Origin of the sequence: Falsiroseomonas ponticola, assembly GCF_016805305.1 — a bacterium.
GTDB classification, from domain to species: domain Bacteria; phylum Pseudomonadota; class Alphaproteobacteria; order Acetobacterales; family Acetobacteraceae; genus Falsiroseomonas; species Falsiroseomonas ponticola.
Genome location: NZ_JAERQN010000001.1, coordinates 1297515 through 1312678 on the forward strand (window position 1 = coordinate 1297515; position 15164 = coordinate 1312678).

Consider the following 15164-nt stretch of genomic DNA (forward strand, 5'->3'; position numbering starts at 1 on the left):
CCGGGCTTCATGGTGCATGCGGATCATCCCGGCTGGCGGTGGCGTGGTGGCGGCGCCATCTGGGGCCTGAACCGAGGGAGTTGGGCCATGGACATCACGCGCGCGGGCACCCTGCCTTCCACCCGGGGGCCGGCCGAGTATTTCACCGGCACGGTCCGCATCGACCCGTTGTTCAGCCCGCCGGAGCCGGCCCGGGCGGCGGGTGCGCTGGTGACCTTCGAGCCCGGGGCCCGCACCGCCTGGCACACCCATCCTTATGGCCAGACCGTGATCGTGACCTCGGGCTGTGGCTGGGCGCAGCGGGAGGGTGGCCAGGTGGAGGTGATCCGCCCGGGTGACGTGGTCTGGTTTCCGCCCGGGGAGAAGCACTGGCATGGCGCCACCGCGACCACGGCGATGAGCCACATCGCGGTCCAGGAAAAGCGCGACGGTTCCCCCGTGACCTGGCTGGAACACGTCTCCGACGCCGATTACCGCGGACCCTGAACCCCGCGGTCCAGGGTCCCGCCGGACCCTGGCGAGGGGGGTAAGGGGGGAGCAGCGCTCCCCCCTTCCGACGGCCGTCGCAGCACGAGGATGCCGGCCGCCGCCTGCAGGATCAGGGCGAGGCTGATGGCGGCCGTGGTGGAGGCCGCGTCCCGCATCAGCCCGAAGGCCAGCGGGGCGAGCGCGTAGAGCGCCTGGTTGATCGCCTGCATCAGGGCCACGACGCGCCCGACCTCCGCCGGGGGGAATTCCGCCTGGACGATGAGGGGCGGCAGCGAGAGCAGGTTGCCGACGCCGATGCCGAACAGCGCGCAGCCCAGCAGCAGCAGCCAGGCTTCCCCGCCCGCCAGCATCAGCGCGAGCGAGCCCGCGACCTGGGTGGCGAAGGTGGCGGCCGCGGCCAGGCGGCGCTTTTCCCCGGCCGGCAGCAGCCAGCCCGTGACGGTGCGGCCGAGCAGGGCGAAGACCGTGACCAGGGAGACGGCGAGGCCCGCCCCCTGCACGCCGAGCGTGGGGGCGAGCAGGGAGACGAGGTGCGTCACCAGCCCCATCTGGGCGAAGAGGCCGATGGCGAAGGCGGCGGAGAGGCCGATGAAGCGGGGGTCCCGCAGCAGGGCGGCGCGGTCCCGCGCCGGGGCGGGGGCCTGGGCGGGGGCGGGGCGGGCGGTGGCTTCCCCATCCGGGTGCTGGCCGAATTCGGCGGGGCGGCGGCCCAGCACCAGGCCGGCCAGCGGCCAGACCACGGCGAGCAGCAGGGCGGCGACCACCAGGGTGGCGGTGCCGAATCCCCAGCCCGCGATCAGCCAGGCCCAGAAGGGCGTCATGGCGATGCCGCCGACGCTGGCGCCGTTATAGGCCATGGCGAGGGCGGCGGGGCGGCGGCGGTCGAACCAGGGGATCAGCATGGCATTGATGGCGGCGCCGCTCGCCAGGGCCCATCCCGTGCCGGTCAGCGCCGCCGCCGGTGCCAGCAGCCAGGGATGGGGCGCCCAGCCCCAGCCCAGCAGGCCGAGCGCGGAGGCGGCCGCGGCGGCGCGGGTGGTGGCGGCGATGCCGAAGCGGCGGTGCCAGTCTGGCAGCAGGGCGACGAGGGCGGCCGAGACCAGGAAGTGGAAGGTGACGGCGGCGGAGAGCCAGCCGATGGGCCAGGCGCGGTGTTCGGCCAGCGTCGCGATGAAGATTCCGACGCCGTAGAAGCCGATGCCCCAGGCGAAAATCGCCAGGGCGAAGGCGGCGGCGACGACCCTCCAACCATGGAAGGGTTGGGATGGAAAGGGTGTGCTGGCGGGCATTTGCGGGATGCTGGACGGGGTCGGGGCGCCTGTGAACCGCCATCTTCTGTGAACGGGATGTGTTGCCGCACCGCAATACGCATGCTAAGGCGCGCCCGCCGCGGGACGGGGGTTAGCAAACGCTTACTCCCCTTGATGCGCGATCCGCAGACGCTCTGCCCAGAGACAGGACCGGGACCACCTTGGCCTCCGCAGCGATCAACGCAGACTCGGCCTCCACCAAGGCCCCGAACCCCACCGGGCTGTCGGAGCGCTATGCGCTCGCGCTGTTCGGCATCGTGGACGATTTGCGCCAGCGGGAGCCGGGTGCGGCCGACCGCGTGGCCAAGGACCTGGAGACGCTCTTCGCGCTGTGGCGCGACGATGCCGGCTTCCGCGCCTTCGTCGCCGACCCGCGCTACGACGCGGCGGAGCAGAAGCGCGCCGCCTTCGCGGTGCTGGAGCGCGCGGGGGTGGGCACGGAGGTGCGCAACCTCGTCGGTGTCCTGATCATCAACCGGCGGCTGTCCAGGCTGCCGGAAGTGGCGGCTGCCTTCGGCGCGCTGCTCGCGGCGCGCCGCGGCCAGCAGATCGCCGAGGTCGCGACCGCCCATCCGCTGTCCGACACCCAGCGTGCGCAGATCACCGCGCGGCTGACGGAAGCCGGCTATTCCGGCGTGCAGCTGCGCGAGAGCGTCGATGCCACCCTGCTCGGTGGCCTCGTCATCCGCATCGGCTCTCGCCTTTACGACAACTCACTCAAGTCCAAGCTGCAGCGCCTGCAGTACGCCATGAAGGGGGCCGCTTAACATGGAGATCCGTCCTGCCGAGATTTCGGAGATCCTGAAGGCTCAGATCTCCGGCTTCGACGCCGAGGCCAATGTGGCCGAAGTGGGCACCGTGCTGACCGTCGGCGACGGCATCGCGCGCGTCTTCGGGCTGCAGAACGTGATGGCCGGCGAGCTGGTGGAATTCCCCGGCGCCGGCATCAAGGGCATGGCGCTCAACCTCGAGACCGACAATGTCGGCGTCGTCATCTTCGGTGACGACAAGGGCGTGAAGGAAGGCGACACCGTCTCCCGCACCGGGGAGATCGTGGACGTCGGCGTCGGCAAGGGTTTCCTCGGGCGCGTCGTCGATGCGCTGGGCAACCCGATCGACGGCAAGGGCCCGATCCAGGCGACGTCGCGCATGCGCGTCGAGGTGAAGGCGCCGGGCATCATCCCGCGCAAGTCCGTGCATGAGCCGATGCAGACGGGCATCAAGGCGATCGACGCCCTGATCCCGATCGGCCGTGGCCAGCGCGAGCTGATCATCGGTGACCGCCAGACCGGCAAGACCGCCGTGATCCTGGATACCATCATCAACCAGAAGGCGGCCAACGCCGCCGCGGGCGATGACGAGCACAAGAAGCTCTACTGCATCTATGTCGCCGTCGGCCAGAAGCGCTCCACCGTCGCGCAGCTGGTGAAGACGCTGGAGGAGAACGGCGCGCTCGAGTATTCGATCGTCGTCGCCGCCACGGCCTCCGACCCGGCGCCGATGCAGTTCCTGGCGCCCTATACGGGCTGCACGCTGGGCGAATACTTCCGCGACAACGGCATGCACGCCGTCATCTTCTATGACGACCTGTCCAAGCAGGCAGTCGCCTATCGCCAGATGTCGCTGCTGCTGCGCCGTCCGCCGGGCCGCGAGGCCTATCCGGGCGACGTGTTCTACCTGCACAGCCGCCTGCTGGAGCGCGCGGCGAAGATGAACGACGAGTTCGGCAAGGGTTCGCTGACCGCCCTGCCGGTCATCGAGACGCAGGCCGGCGACGTCTCCGCCTACATCCCGACCAACGTGATCTCGATCACGGACGGGCAGATCTTCCTGGAGACGGAACTCTTCTTCAAGGGCATCCGCCCCGCCGTGAACGTCGGCCTCAGCGTCTCCCGCGTCGGCTCCGCCGCGCAGGTCAAGGCGATGAAGCAGGTGGCCGGCAAGATCAAGCTGGAGCTGGCGCAGTACCGCGAGATGGCGGCCTTCGCGCAGTTCGCCTCCGACCTCGACAGCACCACGCAGGCCCTGCTGGCCCGCGGCGCGCGGCTGACGGAGCTGCTGAAGCAGCCGCAGTACCGCCCGGTTCCGGTGGAGGAGCAGGTGATCAGCCTCTTCGCCGGCACGCGCGGCTACCTCGATGCGCTGCCCGTCTCCAAGGTCGGTGCCTTCGAGCGCCAGATGCTGTCCGAGATCAAGGCGCGCGCGCCTGAGATCGTCGCCTCGATCCGCAACGACCGCGAGATCAAGAAGGACGTCGAGGCCAAGCTGATCGCCTTCCTCGACGGCTTCGCCAAGTCCTTCGGCTGAGGCGGGGCCCAAGGGGAAAGCGAAGGGGATAGCGGCGTATGGCCAGCCTCAAGGCGCTGCGGGCTCGGATCACCTCGGTGAAGAGCACGCGGAAGATCACCCAGGCGATGAAGATGGTCGCGGCGGCGAAGCTCCGCCGCGCCCAGATGGCGGCCGAGGCCGCGCGCCCCTATGCCGAGCGCATGGAGCGCATGCTGGCCTCCCTCGGCGCTTCCGTGGCGGGCAGCCCGGACGCGCCGAAGATGCTGGTCGGCACCGGCAGCGACAAGGTCCACCTGCTGGTCGTGGTCACGGGTGACCGCGGCCTGGCCGGCGCGTTCAACACCAATGTCAGCCGCTTCGCCCGGACGAAGATCCGGGAGCTGGAGGCGGAGGGCAAGACGGTGAAGGTGCTGTCCGTCGGCCGCAAGGGCGCCACCTTCCTGAAGCGCGAATACGGCAGCCGGGTCGTCGGCGAGATCAGCTTCCAGGGGAAGAAGCGCGTCGATTTCAGCGATGCGCAGGAAATCGCCGCCCGCGTCACGGCCATGCTGGATGCCGGCGAGTTCGATGTCTGCACGCTGGTCTACAACCGCTTCCGCAGCGTCATCAGCCAGGTGCCGTCCGCCCAGCAGATGATCCCGGCGATGCTGCCGGCGGGGGAGGCCGCTTCGGCCACCGGGCCGCAGGCGCTGTATGAATACGAGCCGAGCGAGGAGGAGATCCTCGCGACGCTGCTGCCGCAGAACCTGGCGATCCAGATGTACCGCGCGATCCTGGAGAACCAGGCGGGCTTCTTCGGCAGCCAGATGACGGCGATGGACAACGCGACCCGCAATGCGGGCGAGATGATCAACAAGCTCACGCTCAACTACAACCGCACGCGACAGGCCAACATCACCAGGGAGCTGATCGAGATCATCTCCGGTGCCGAGGCGGTCTGAGGGAAAGCACGCAGCCATGAAGAACAATGTCGGCAAGGTCTCGCAGGTTCTCGGCGCCGTGGTGGACGTCCAGTTCCCCGCCGAGCTGCCCGCGATCCTGAACTCGCTGCACGTCAAGATCGACGACCGCACGCTGGTCCTCGAGGTGGCGCAGCACCTGGGCGAGCGCACGGTGCGCACCATCGCCATGGACACGACGGACGGCCTGGTCCGCGGCGCCGAGGTGGTGGACACCGGCGCCGGCATCTCCGTGCCCGTGGGCAACGAGACGCTTGGCCGCATCATGAACGTGATCGGCGAGCCGATCGACGAGCGCGGCCCGGTGGGCGCGCAGAAGACCTACACCATCCACCGCGACGCCCCGGCCTTCGAGGACCAGGCGACGAGCGCGGAGATCCTGGTGACGGGCATCAAGGTGGTGGACCTGCTGGCCCCCTACCTGAAGGGCGGCAAGATCGGCCTGTTCGGCGGCGCCGGCGTGGGCAAGACGGTCACCATCCAGGAGCTGATCAACAACATCGCGAAGGCGCATGGCGGCGTGTCCGTCTTCGCCGGCGTGGGTGAGCGGACGCGCGAGGGCAACGACCTCTACCACGAGATGGTCGATGCGGGCGTCATCAAGCTGGGCGAGGGCACGACCGAAGGGTCGAAGGTGGCCCTGGTGTACGGCCAGATGAACGAGCCGCCGGGTGCGCGCGCCCGCGTGGCGCTGTCGGGCCTCTCGGTCGCGGAATACTTCCGCGACGAGCAGGGCCAGGACGTGCTGTTCTTCATCGACAACATCTTCCGCTTCACGCAGGCGGGCGCCGAGGTGTCGGCGCTGCTGGGCCGCATCCCCTCCGCCGTGGGCTACCAGCCGACGCTGGCCACCGACATGGGCGCGCTGCAGGAACGCATCACCTCCACGAAGAAGGGGTCGATCACCTCCGTGCAGGCGATCTACGTGCCGGCGGACGACCTGACCGACCCGGCGCCGGCGACGTCCTTCGCGCACCTCGACGCCACCACCGTGCTGTCGCGCTCCATCGCGGAGATGGCGATCTTCCCGGCGGTGGACCCGCTCGACTCCACCAGCCGCGCCATGGACCCGCGGATCGTGGGCGAGGAGCACTACAACACGGCCCGCGAAGTGCAGAAGATCCTGCAGACCTACAAGTCGCTGCAGGACATCATCGCCATCCTGGGCATGGACGAGCTGTCGGAAGAGGACAAGCTGATCGTGGCGCGCGCGCGCAAGATCCAGCGCTTCCTGTCCCAGCCCTTCCACGTGGCCGAGGTCTTCACCGGCACGCCGGGCGTCTTCGTGAAGCTGGAGGACACGGTCCGCAGCTTCGCCGCCATCTGCCGCGGCGACTACGACCACCTGCCGGAGGCCGCCTTCTACATGGTCGGCACGATTGAAGAAGCCGTTAAGAAGGCGGAGACCTTGAAGGCGGCTGCGTAAGCGGCTTCTTCAATCGTCTTTATTTGATGCCCTCAGACGCCGGGCGGCGGCATCCGCCGCCTTGGCTTCGCCGCGCAACGGGTGCGTGGGTTGCGGGGGCAGTTGGGCGGCGCCGGCCGCGTTGCGGCCGGATACTCGCGGGGCAGCGCCGTTCCTGCCCTGGTGTTGCTGACGGCGCGAGGGACTGACCATGGCCACCTTCCAGCTCGAACTCGTCTCCCCGGAGAAGCTGCTGCTCAGCCGGGCGGTGGAGATGGCCGTGCTGCCCGCCGCCGAGGGCGAGATGGGCGTGCTGCCGGGCCATGCGCCGATGATCGTGACGCTGCGCGGCGGCGTGATCGCGGTGACCGAGGGCGGGCAGATCACCGAACGCCTCTACGTCGCCGGCGGCTTCGCGGAAGTGACGCCCGACCGCTGCACGGTGCTGGCGGATGAGGCGACGCCGGTGGCGCAGCTCTCCAAGGCCGGCGCCGAGGCACGGCTGAAGGAGGCCGAGGCCGCCTATGCCGCCGCGGGCGCCGAGACGCCGGAGAAGCGCGACGCCGTGATGGCGAAGCTGCTGGCCGCGCGCGTGGCCGTCACGGTCGCCGAAGCGGCCTGAGCCCGACCGATGCCGCGACAGGGCCGCGCCGCGATGAGCGGCGCGGCCCTTCGTGTTTCGGCATGGCGTGTTTGAGGACCGCTTGAATCCGCGGCCCCGCCGCCGAACATCGAGGGGCACAGGGGGCGCGCAGCAGGGGTGGCGATCCGTCGATGAAGCACTGGCATATCGATCAGGTGGCCTGGCACAGCTTCGACCGCACGAAGCTCGATCCCGGCGTGGTGCCGCTGATCAAGGCGGCCGCGATGGTGGAGCGCAACGCGGCGGACTACGTCACCTACCTCACCCGCGTCTTCGCCGATGACCCCGCCTTCCAGGCCGCCGCGGAGCATTGGGGGGTGGAGGAGACGCAGCACGGCGACACGCTGGGCCGCTGGGGCATGCTGGCCGATCCGGGCTGGGATTTCGAGGCCGCCTTCGCCCGCTACCGCGCGGGCTACCAGATCGACCTCAAGGCCGATGCCTCCATCCGCGGGTCCCGCACCGGGGAGCTGATCGCCCGCTGCATGGTGGAGACCGGGACCAGCAGCTACTACACCGCGCTCGGCGAGGCGACGGAGGAGCCGGTGCTGAAGGAGATCTGCCGCCTGATCGCGGCGGATGAATACCGGCACTTCAAGCTCTTCTACGACCACATGAAGCGGTACCTGGCGCGGGAGAACCTGTCCTTCCTCCAGCGCCTCAAGGTCGCGGCGGGGCGGATCGGGGAGAGCGAGGATGACGAACTCGCCTTCGCCTTCCATTGCGGCAATGAGAGCGAGGACACGCCCTACAGCCATGACCGCTGCATCGCGGGCTATATGAGCCGGGCGATGGGCTATTACCGCTTCCGCCACATCGAGCGCGGCATGGGCATGGTGTTCAAGTCGATCGGGCTGGAGCCGCGCGGGCGGCTTTCCGCCGTGGCGGCGCGGGGCGCCTGGAAGCTGCTGGAATGGCGGCGCGACCGCTTCCGGCAGGAGATGGCGAAGGCGGCCGCGGCGAATGATTCGCGGTCCCCCGCGATGGCGGCCTGACCTTGGACCTCACGCGGCGCGCGGCCGCGCCCCTGCTGCTGACCCCCTTCCTGGCGCAGGCGGCGCTGGGGCAGCCCTTCTCGCCCTCCAGCGCGCCGGACCGGCCACTGGGGGAGATCGCGACGGGGCGCGGCATGACCTATGGCTGCGCCGTCACCGCCAAGCTGATCGCGGAGGAGCCGGACTTCGCCGCCCTGGTCGCGCAGGAAGCCAGCGTGCTGGTGCCGGAATACGAAGGGAAGTTCGCGGCGCTGCAGCCGGAGGAAGGGCGGTTCGAGACCGGGCCGCTGGATGCGCTGCTGGCCTGGGCCGCGCATTTCCGCAAGACGGTGCGCGGCCATGCGCTGGTCTGGCACCAGGACCTGCCGCCCTGGGCCGTGGCCGCGATCGGGGAGGGACCTCGCCGCGCCCGCGCCGTGATGGAGGCGCATTTCGACCGCGTGCTGGCCCATACCCGCGCCCGCATCCGCGACTGGGACGTGGTGAACGAACCCATCGCCAACCCGCCGGGCTCCGACGTGCCGGAACCCGCGGGCAACACCACCGACCTGCGGGATACGCCCTGGCTGCGGGCGCTGGGGCCCGACTACATCGCGATCGCGCTGCGCGCGGCGCGGGAGAGGGACCCGCTGCTGCGCATCACGCTGAACGATTACGGGGTGGAGGACGACACGCCCTCCTCCGAGGAGAAGCGCCAGCGGCTGCTGCGGCTGCTGCGCGGGCTGCGCGCCCGCAACGTGCCGCTGGATGCGGTGGGCATCCAGGCGCATCTGCAGCTGCGCAATCCGTTCCGGCCCGACCAGTTCCGGGATTTCGTGCGGCAGATCCGGGCGCTCGACCTGCAGGTGCTGATCACGGAGCTGGATGTGCGGGAGCAGCGGCCGCCGGTCGGCGACTTCCCGGCGCGGGATTTCGCCGTGGCGCAGCGCGTCCACGCCTTCGCCTCCGCGGCCTTCGAGGGCGGGGCGCGGACCCTGCTGACCTGGGGCATCAGCGACCGCTGGTCCTGGCTGCACCGGGACCAGGCGGTGGCGCTGGCGGCCGGCGATGTGCATCGCGGCCTGCCCTATGACTGGGAGCTGAATCGCAAGCAGATGTGGCGCGCCCTGGCCCGCGCCTATCTGGGCCTGCCCGCCGGCTGAACGGTGACGAAACGACCGCGCCTTGCCATGGTGCGCGCAACCACGGGAGACCCACGACGATGCTGAGCCGCCGCGCCGCCCTGATGACGCCGCTTGCCCTGCTGGCGACACCCGCCCTGGCCCAGGCCCCCTGGCCGAGCCGCCCGACGCGCATCGTCGTGCCGATCGCGGCCGGCGGCGCGCTGGACCTGACGGCGCGGATGCTGGCCGAACGCCTGCAGGCGATGCTTGGCCAGCCCTTCGTGGTGGAGAACCGCGCCGGCGCCGGCGGCAACATCGGCAGCCAGCATGTCGCGCAATCCGCGCCGGACGGCCACACGCTGATGCTGGCGGCGGCGAATACGCTGGCGGCCAACAAGTTCCTCTACGGCAACCGCATGCCGATCGACCCGCTGCGGGAGCTGGGCCCGGTGACGCGGGTTTCCACCGGCACGATCCTGATGGCGGTGAACGCGCAGCGCCCCTGGCGCAGCTTCGCGGAGCTGATCGCCTTCGCGAAGGCCAATCCGGGCCGCGTCTCCATGGGGTCCTCCGGCACCGGCACCACCAGCCACCTGTTCATCGAGCGGGTGAAGCGCGCCGCGGGCGTGGACATCACCCATGTGCCCTATCGCGGCGGCGGGCCGGCCGTGCAGGATCTGGTGGCGGGCAACATCGACATGATGTTCGACGTGATGCCGGCGCTGATGCCGCATGTGCGCGAGGGCCGCGTGCGGGCGCTGGCCGTGGGGTCCGCCGCGCGCGTGACCTATGTGCCTGGGATCGAGAATGTGCCGGGCATGGATGAGCTGCTGCCGGGCCAGGGGATCGACGCGCAGGCCTGGTATGCCGTGGTCTCCCCGGCCGGGCTGCCGGCGCCGGTGCTGGAGAGGGTGCATGCCTCGATCGTGCAGGTGGTGCGCGCCCCGGATTTCGCCGAGCGCCTGGTGCCGATCGGCTTCCAGCCGGTGGTGGATGCGACGCCGGCCGCCTTCCTCGCCTTCTGGCGGGCGGAGGAGGATCGCTGGAAGCAGCTGGTGGAGATCAGCGGGGCGACGGCGGAATAGAGGCCGGCGGGACGGGGAAGTGCCGCTCCCCCCTCGCCAGCCTCCGGCCGGACCCTGCGCCGGGACCCATTGACGATGGTCCAGGGGGCTCTGCCCCCTGGCGGATGGGGTGCGGGGAAGGCAGCGCCTTCCCCGCCATCACCGGGCGAGCGGTCCGAAGGCCCGCACCAGCTCCTCATAGATCGCGCGCTTGAAGCTGACGGCGAGGTCCGGCAGCTCCTCGATCCTGGCCCAGCGCCAGGCATCGAATTCCGGGTGCGGATCGGCGTCGAGCCGGATGTCGCTGTCCGCCCCGGTGAAGCGCAGCGCGAACCAGCGCTGGCGCTGGCCGCGATACTTCTGCGCCATGCGCATGCGCTGGAGTTCGGGCGGGAAGTCGTAGGTCAGCCATTCCGGGTGTTCGGCGATGATCTCCGCCTTGCCGGTGCCGATCTCCTCCGCCAGTTCGCGCAGCACCGCGACGCGCAGGTCCTCCCCCTCATCCACCCCGCCCTGCGGCAGCTGCCAGCCGCCAGAGCTTCCTTCGGCATTGGGCATGTCCGCGCGGCGGGCGACGAGGACCAGGCCATCCCGGTTGAACAGGACGGCCCCGACATTGGGGCGGTAGGGGAGGGGGCTCATGCGGCGCTTGTAGCGCCGCGCCCCCGGATCGTCACCGAGTCGCGGTGGCGGGCGCGGCCTGTTCGGCGGGGCGGCGGAGCATGGTGGTGACGGGGGCCAGGACGGCGCCGCGTTCCTCCAGCCCGCTGGCCCAGGAGAGGATGGCGGCGACGGCCGCGGGGGTGGGGTTGCCGACCAGGCCGAGGGCGGAGCTCGGCGTGCTGGCGCGGGCCAGCGCCTCCAGCTCCGCCAGGCGGCGCTCGATCTCGCCCCGGGTCTCGGAGGGTTCGTCCAGCAGCACATCGACGGTGCGGCCGATGGCGCGGGCGGGCTGGGGGGCGCCCGGGCGCGGATCGATGTAGAGCAGGCCGCGCCCGTGCAGCGCCTGCTGCATCTGGGCCAGCAATTCGCCGTTCTGGGCGAAGCGTTCGCCCCGCATGCGGGACAGCGCGCCGATGGCGCCCACCTGCGCGGGCGTGCGGGAGAGCGCCCATTCCAGGCGCTCGATATTCTCGCCGATCGGCAGGGTGGTCAGCAGGGCGCGGTCGCCGGGATCGGCATCGCGGCCATAGCCCGCGGGTTCCAGGGGCAGCGCCGTCAGCACCTCCATCCCCCGGGCGCGGGCGCGTTCCAGCAGGGGTTCGGGGCGGGTGGCGTAGGGGCTGAAGGCGAGGGTGACGGCGCCGGGAAGGCGGCGGATCGCTTCCTCCGAATGCTGGGCGAAGGCGCCCATGTTGCCGACGATCAGGCCGATGCGGGGGCGGCGATCCTCCCGGTCGAAGGGCCTTGCATAGGTGCGGATGGCGGTGCGGCCATCCGGGCCGAGCTTCGGGATGGGCGCGCCGTGGCGGGAGGGTTCCAGCAGCTGCGGGTCCGGCGGCGGGATGGCGGGGTCCGCCGCGGCGCGGCGCGTGGCGGGGGCGGCGAGCGGGGGCGGTTCCGGCGCCAGGACCGGCGCCGGGGTGCCGGCTGGGGTGCTTGCGGGCGCGCCGGCGGAGGCCCCGGCGGGGGTGGCGGCGGCGCTGGCGGGCGCGCTGGCCTGGGTGGCGGCGCCCGGTGCCGGGGGTGGCGCGGCGGCGGGTGGCGGGGAAGGCGCGGCTTCCGCCACAGGGGTGGCGGGGGTCGCCTCCCCGGCTTCCGCCGGCGCGGCGGGCGGGCCAAGCCATTGCAGCGTGATGGCGCCGGCGCCCAGGCTGAGCAGCAGCCCGGCCCAGAATCCGGCCAGCGCCTGGCGGCTTGTCACCCTCATCGGCCGCCAGGCATCGGTGGGATCAGCGCTGGGCGCGGCGCTGCGGCTGGGCGGGGGCGGCGGCGATGGCGCGCAGCAGCTGGGCCGCCTGTTGCAGCTGGTGGTCGGTTTCCGGCTTGGTCGGGTCGAAGGCCGCGGCGCCTTCGGCCGGGGCGCGCACCACGCGTTCCAGCACGCCCGCCGGCAGGTTCAGCGGCGGCAGGGGCGGGGGCGCGGGCTGCGGCGTGGCGGCGGCGCGTTCGCCATCGTTGCGCAGCGCGCGGCGGAGATCGGCTTCCCGGTCCCGCGCGGGGGCATTCGCCTCCACCCGGGCGGCCAGCACCTCGATATCCGGCTCGATGCCCGTGGCCTGGATGGAGCGGCCGGAGGGGGTGTAGTAGCGCGCCGTCGTCAGGCGGATGGCGCCCTGGCCGGGGATGGGCATCACGGTCTGGACGCTGCCCTTGCCGAAGGACTTCACGCCCATCACGATTGCGCGACGATGGTCCTGCAGCGCGCCGGCGACGATTTCGGAGGCGCTGGCGGAGCCGGCATTGACCAGCACGACCATCGGCAGGCCCTGGGCGATGTCGCCCGGCCGGGCGTTCCAGCGCTGCGCGTCTTCCGGGCGGCGGGCGCGGGTGGAGACGATCTCCCCCTGGTCCAGGAAGTCGTCCGCCACCTGCACGGCCTGGTCGAGCAGCCCGCCCGGATTGTTGCGCAGGTCCAGGATGACGCCCTTGAGGTTGGTGCCCGCCTGGTTGCGCATGGAGGTCATGGCCCGGCGCAGCGCGCCTTCCGTCTGCTCATTGAAGGAGGAGAGGCGGACATAGGCGATGTCGTTCCCCTCCAGCCGGAAGCGGGCGACCTGCGGGCGGATGACGTCGCGCGTCAGCGAGAGTTCGACCGGGCGGCTTTCGCCTTCCCGGCGGATGGTCAGGCGGATCGCGGTGCCGCGTTCGCCGCGCATCTGCTCCACCGCTTCCTGCAGGGTCAGGCCCTGGGTGGACTGGCCGTTGAGATGGGTGATGAGGTCGCCGGGGCGCACGCCGGCCCGGGCGGCGGGGGTGTCGTCGATGGGCGAGATGACCTTGACGTACCCCCCCTCCTGCGTGACTTCGATGCCGAGGCCGCCGAATTCGCCGCGCGTCTGCACCTGCATGTCGCGGAAGCTGCGCGGGTTCATGTAGCTGCTGTGCGGGTCGAGGCCCTGGAGCATGCCGTTGATCGCGTTCTCGATCACGTCGCGGTCGGTCACAGGCTCCACATATTCGGCGCGGATGCGTTCGAAGACGTCGCCGAAGAGGTTGAGCAGCCGGTAGGTCTCCGCCCGCCCGCCATCCTGCGCCCAGGCCTGGATGGTGGGCAGCGCGATCACCGGGCCGATCACGGCGCCGGCGACGAAGGCCGCGGTCACGGCCCCGAAGGTGCCGAGGCGCCGGCGCCTGGACACCGGGGGCGGGGCCGCTGGCGCCATCACCGGCCCGAGACTCGGTATCCGCGCATCGCCCTTGGGGCCGCGCTGATCATCCTGCCGTCCAGACACGTCGCCCATGCGACCACCCGCATCCTTGGGTCCGGGCCGACGGGCCCATGACCTGACCAATATGACCCGGGGAGATGACCCCGGGGTTTACCCCCGCGCCGCGAACCAGGGCCGCGGATCCACCGGCTGCCCGTTGCGCCGAAGCTCCACATAGAGGGAACCGCCCGCAGCGCCAGCCCCGCCCAGCACACCGATCGGCTCCCCCGCCAGCAGCCTCTGCCCGGCCGCGGCGTCGAGCCGATCGAGGCCGGCCAGAACAAAATGGTATCCTCCCCCGCAATCCACAATCAACAGTAGCCCGAAGGATCGGAAGGGCGCCGCGAAAACGGCGCGGCCATTGCAGGGGGAGACGACGCGCGCCCCCCCCGCCGCGGCATAGGTCAGGCCCCGGTGCGGGCCGCCGGCGACGGCTTCCCCCCATTGGGTGGCGACCCGCCCGGCCACCGGCACGGCGCGGCCGCCGGAGGGCACGACGGGCGCGGCCGGGGCCGCGGCCTGGCGGGGGGGCGGTTCCGCCGCGGGGCGGCTGGCCGCGCGGGCGCGGGCTTCGTCGCGGGCCCGGGCTTCCTCCGCCGCCGCGCGGGCGCGGGCGGCTTCGGCCAGGCGGCGTTCGCGCGCTTCCTCCGCCGCGCGGCGGGCGGCTTCCGCGGCGCGGGCGGCGGCATTGGCGCGTTCCTCGGCCTCCCGCCTCACTCTTTCGCGCTCCAGCCGGGCCAGGACCTCCGCCAGGTCACCGGCGCGGGCGGCGGCTTCGGCGGCGCGGGTGGCGGCGCGTTCCTCCTGCTCCTCCGCCGCGCCGCGGCGGCGGCGGGCCTCGGCGAGTTCGGCCTCCAGCGCCGACTCGGCCTCCCGCGCCGCGGCTTCGGCGGCGGCGAGCGCCGCGGCTTCCCGCGCGGCCAGGGCCTCCGCATCCCGCGCGGCGGCTTCGGCGCGGCGCAGCGCGGCGGATTCCTCCTCCAGCCGCCGGACCAGGCCGCGCAGCACGAGCGCGCCGCGCAGCGTGTCCTCGGGCTCCCCGGGCACGGCCAGGACGGTTTCCGCGGGCCAGAGGGAGAGGCGGAGCATGACGGGCAGCAGCGGGCGCAGCGCGGCGGCGCGGGCCGCCATCTCCGCCCCCGCGGCCTGGACCTGGCGGCGGGCGGCGATCAGGTCCTGCCGCGCCTGGTCCACCGCCGCTTCCGCGGCCTGGGCGCGGGCGGCGGCTTCCACCCGCCGGCCGGCCAGCGCGATCTCCTCCTCCGCCAGGGCGCGGGCGCGGTCGGTGGCGGCTTCGGCGGCGCGGCGGCGTTCGGTGGCGGTGCGCTCGGCCTCCCGCAGGTCGCGCGCGGAGGGCTGCGCCAGGGCCGGGGTGGCCAGCATGGCGAGGCAGAGCAGGGCCCAGGGGCCGGGCGGGATCATCCAGCGGCGGATCGGCACCGGCCCTGGGTAGCACCAGGGGCGGCGCCGCGGCCAGTTCGCGCCCTTCCGCCCGGCCAGCGCCGCCGCCATACTCCGGGGCAAGCAAGGGGAGAC

The 15164-nt window shown here is 72.1% G+C and carries 14 protein-coding genes; 9 read left to right on the forward strand and 5 right to left on the reverse strand.

What is annotated here, in order from left to right; genetic code table 11:
- Window positions 1–87 precede the first annotated feature (87 nt).
- Window positions 88–486: a (R)-mandelonitrile lyase gene (locus tag JJI54_RS06260; protein WP_203071888.1), complete on the forward strand. Its 399-nt coding sequence runs from the start codon at window positions 88–90 to the stop codon at window positions 484–486.
- Here JJI54_RS06260 and JJI54_RS06265 read toward each other — a convergent pair.
- Window positions 471–1778: an MFS transporter gene (locus JJI54_RS06265; protein WP_203071890.1), complete on the reverse strand. Its 1308-nt coding sequence runs from the start codon at window positions 1776–1778 to the stop codon at window positions 471–473. The two genes, JJI54_RS06260 and JJI54_RS06265, sit on opposite strands and share 16 nt — an antisense overlap.
- A gap of 182 nt (window positions 1779–1960) precedes the next feature.
- Between JJI54_RS06265 and atpH the strand changes: the two genes are divergently transcribed.
- The 8 genes from atpH (at window position 1961) to JJI54_RS06305 (ending at window position 10278) form a co-directional block, all read left to right on the forward strand.
- On the forward strand, window positions 1961–2566 hold the full coding sequence (gene atpH / locus JJI54_RS06270) for an ATP synthase F1 subunit delta (protein WP_226381390.1): 606 nt from the start codon (window positions 1961–1963) through the stop codon (window positions 2564–2566).
- Between the two features lies 1 nt (window position 2567).
- Window positions 2568–4106 (forward strand): F0F1 ATP synthase subunit alpha, encoded by a 1539-nt coding sequence (atpA, locus tag JJI54_RS06275; protein ID WP_203071892.1) that lies wholly within the window; start codon window positions 2568–2570, stop codon window positions 4104–4106.
- A gap of 38 nt (window positions 4107–4144) precedes the next feature.
- Window positions 4145–5029, forward strand: a complete 885-nt coding sequence (locus JJI54_RS06280) for a F0F1 ATP synthase subunit gamma (protein ID WP_203071894.1) — start codon at window positions 4145–4147, stop codon at window positions 5027–5029.
- Between the two features lie 16 nt (window positions 5030–5045).
- Window positions 5046–6473, forward strand: coding sequence for a F0F1 ATP synthase subunit beta (gene atpD, locus JJI54_RS06285; protein WP_226381391.1), 1428 nt, complete (start codon window positions 5046–5048; stop codon window positions 6471–6473).
- A gap of 190 nt (window positions 6474–6663) precedes the next feature.
- A complete protein-coding gene (gene atpC, locus JJI54_RS06290; RefSeq protein WP_203071897.1) occupies window positions 6664–7074 on the forward strand; it encodes an ATP synthase F1 subunit epsilon in 411 nt (136 codons plus the stop codon).
- Window positions 7075–7226: 152 nt separating this feature from the next.
- Complete coding sequence (locus tag JJI54_RS06295) at window positions 7227–8090, forward strand: ferritin-like domain-containing protein (protein WP_203071899.1); 864 nt, start codon at window positions 7227–7229, stop codon at window positions 8088–8090.
- Window positions 8091–8092: 2 nt separating this feature from the next.
- Window positions 8093–9232: an endo-1,4-beta-xylanase gene (locus JJI54_RS06300; protein WP_226381392.1), complete on the forward strand. Its 1140-nt coding sequence runs from the start codon at window positions 8093–8095 to the stop codon at window positions 9230–9232.
- Between the two features lie 59 nt (window positions 9233–9291).
- On the forward strand, window positions 9292–10278 hold the full coding sequence (locus JJI54_RS06305; RefSeq protein ID WP_203071901.1) for a Bug family tripartite tricarboxylate transporter substrate binding protein: 987 nt from the start codon (window positions 9292–9294) through the stop codon (window positions 10276–10278).
- Between the two features lie 138 nt (window positions 10279–10416).
- Here JJI54_RS06305 and JJI54_RS06310 read toward each other — a convergent pair whose 3' ends face one another.
- The 4 genes from JJI54_RS06310 to JJI54_RS06325 all read right to left on the reverse strand — a co-directional run bounded on the left by JJI54_RS06310 (window position 10417) and on the right by JJI54_RS06325 (window position 15152).
- The gene (locus JJI54_RS06310) at window positions 10417–10899 is read right to left on the reverse strand and encodes an RNA pyrophosphohydrolase (RefSeq protein ID WP_203071903.1); all 483 of its coding nucleotides are present in this window, start codon (window positions 10897–10899) and stop codon (window positions 10417–10419) included.
- Between the two features lie 31 nt (window positions 10900–10930).
- Window positions 10931–12127, reverse strand: a complete 1197-nt coding sequence (locus tag JJI54_RS06315; RefSeq protein WP_203071904.1) for a divergent polysaccharide deacetylase family protein — start codon at window positions 12125–12127, stop codon at window positions 10931–10933.
- Window positions 12128–12149: 22 nt separating this feature from the next.
- Window positions 12150–13559, reverse strand: a complete 1410-nt coding sequence (locus JJI54_RS06320; protein WP_404817598.1) for a S41 family peptidase — start codon at window positions 13557–13559, stop codon at window positions 12150–12152.
- Window positions 13560–13739: 180 nt separating this feature from the next.
- Window positions 13740–15152 carry a murein hydrolase activator EnvC family protein gene (locus tag JJI54_RS06325; RefSeq protein WP_203071906.1) on the reverse strand — a complete coding sequence of 471 codons (1413 nt, stop codon included), beginning with the start codon at window positions 15150–15152 and terminating at the stop codon, window positions 13740–13742.
- Between the last annotated feature and the right edge of the window lie 12 nt (window positions 15153–15164).

Coding starts and splice junctions, on each gene's coding strand:
- JJI54_RS06260 (WP_203071888.1), top strand. CDS start 88: ATGGACATCACGCGCGCGGGCACCCTGCCTTCCACCCGGGGGCCGGCC.
- JJI54_RS06265 (WP_203071890.1), bottom strand. CDS start 1,778: ATGCCCGCCAGCACACCCTTTCCATCCCAACCCTTCCATGGTTGGAGG.
- atpA (WP_203071892.1), top strand. CDS start 2,568: ATGGAGATCCGTCCTGCCGAGATTTCGGAGATCCTGAAGGCTCAGATC.
- JJI54_RS06280 (WP_203071894.1), top strand. CDS start 4,145: ATGGCCAGCCTCAAGGCGCTGCGGGCTCGGATCACCTCGGTGAAGAGC.
- atpD (WP_226381391.1), top strand. CDS start 5,046: ATGAAGAACAATGTCGGCAAGGTCTCGCAGGTTCTCGGCGCCGTGGTG.
- atpC (WP_203071897.1), top strand. CDS start 6,664: ATGGCCACCTTCCAGCTCGAACTCGTCTCCCCGGAGAAGCTGCTGCTC.
- JJI54_RS06295 (WP_203071899.1), top strand. CDS start 7,227: ATGAAGCACTGGCATATCGATCAGGTGGCCTGGCACAGCTTCGACCGC.
- JJI54_RS06305 (WP_203071901.1), top strand. CDS start 9,292: ATGCTGAGCCGCCGCGCCGCCCTGATGACGCCGCTTGCCCTGCTGGCG.
- JJI54_RS06310 (WP_203071903.1), bottom strand. CDS start 10,899: ATGAGCCCCCTCCCCTACCGCCCCAATGTCGGGGCCGTCCTGTTCAAC.
- JJI54_RS06315 (WP_203071904.1), bottom strand. CDS start 12,127: ATGAGGGTGACAAGCCGCCAGGCGCTGGCCGGATTCTGGGCCGGGCTG.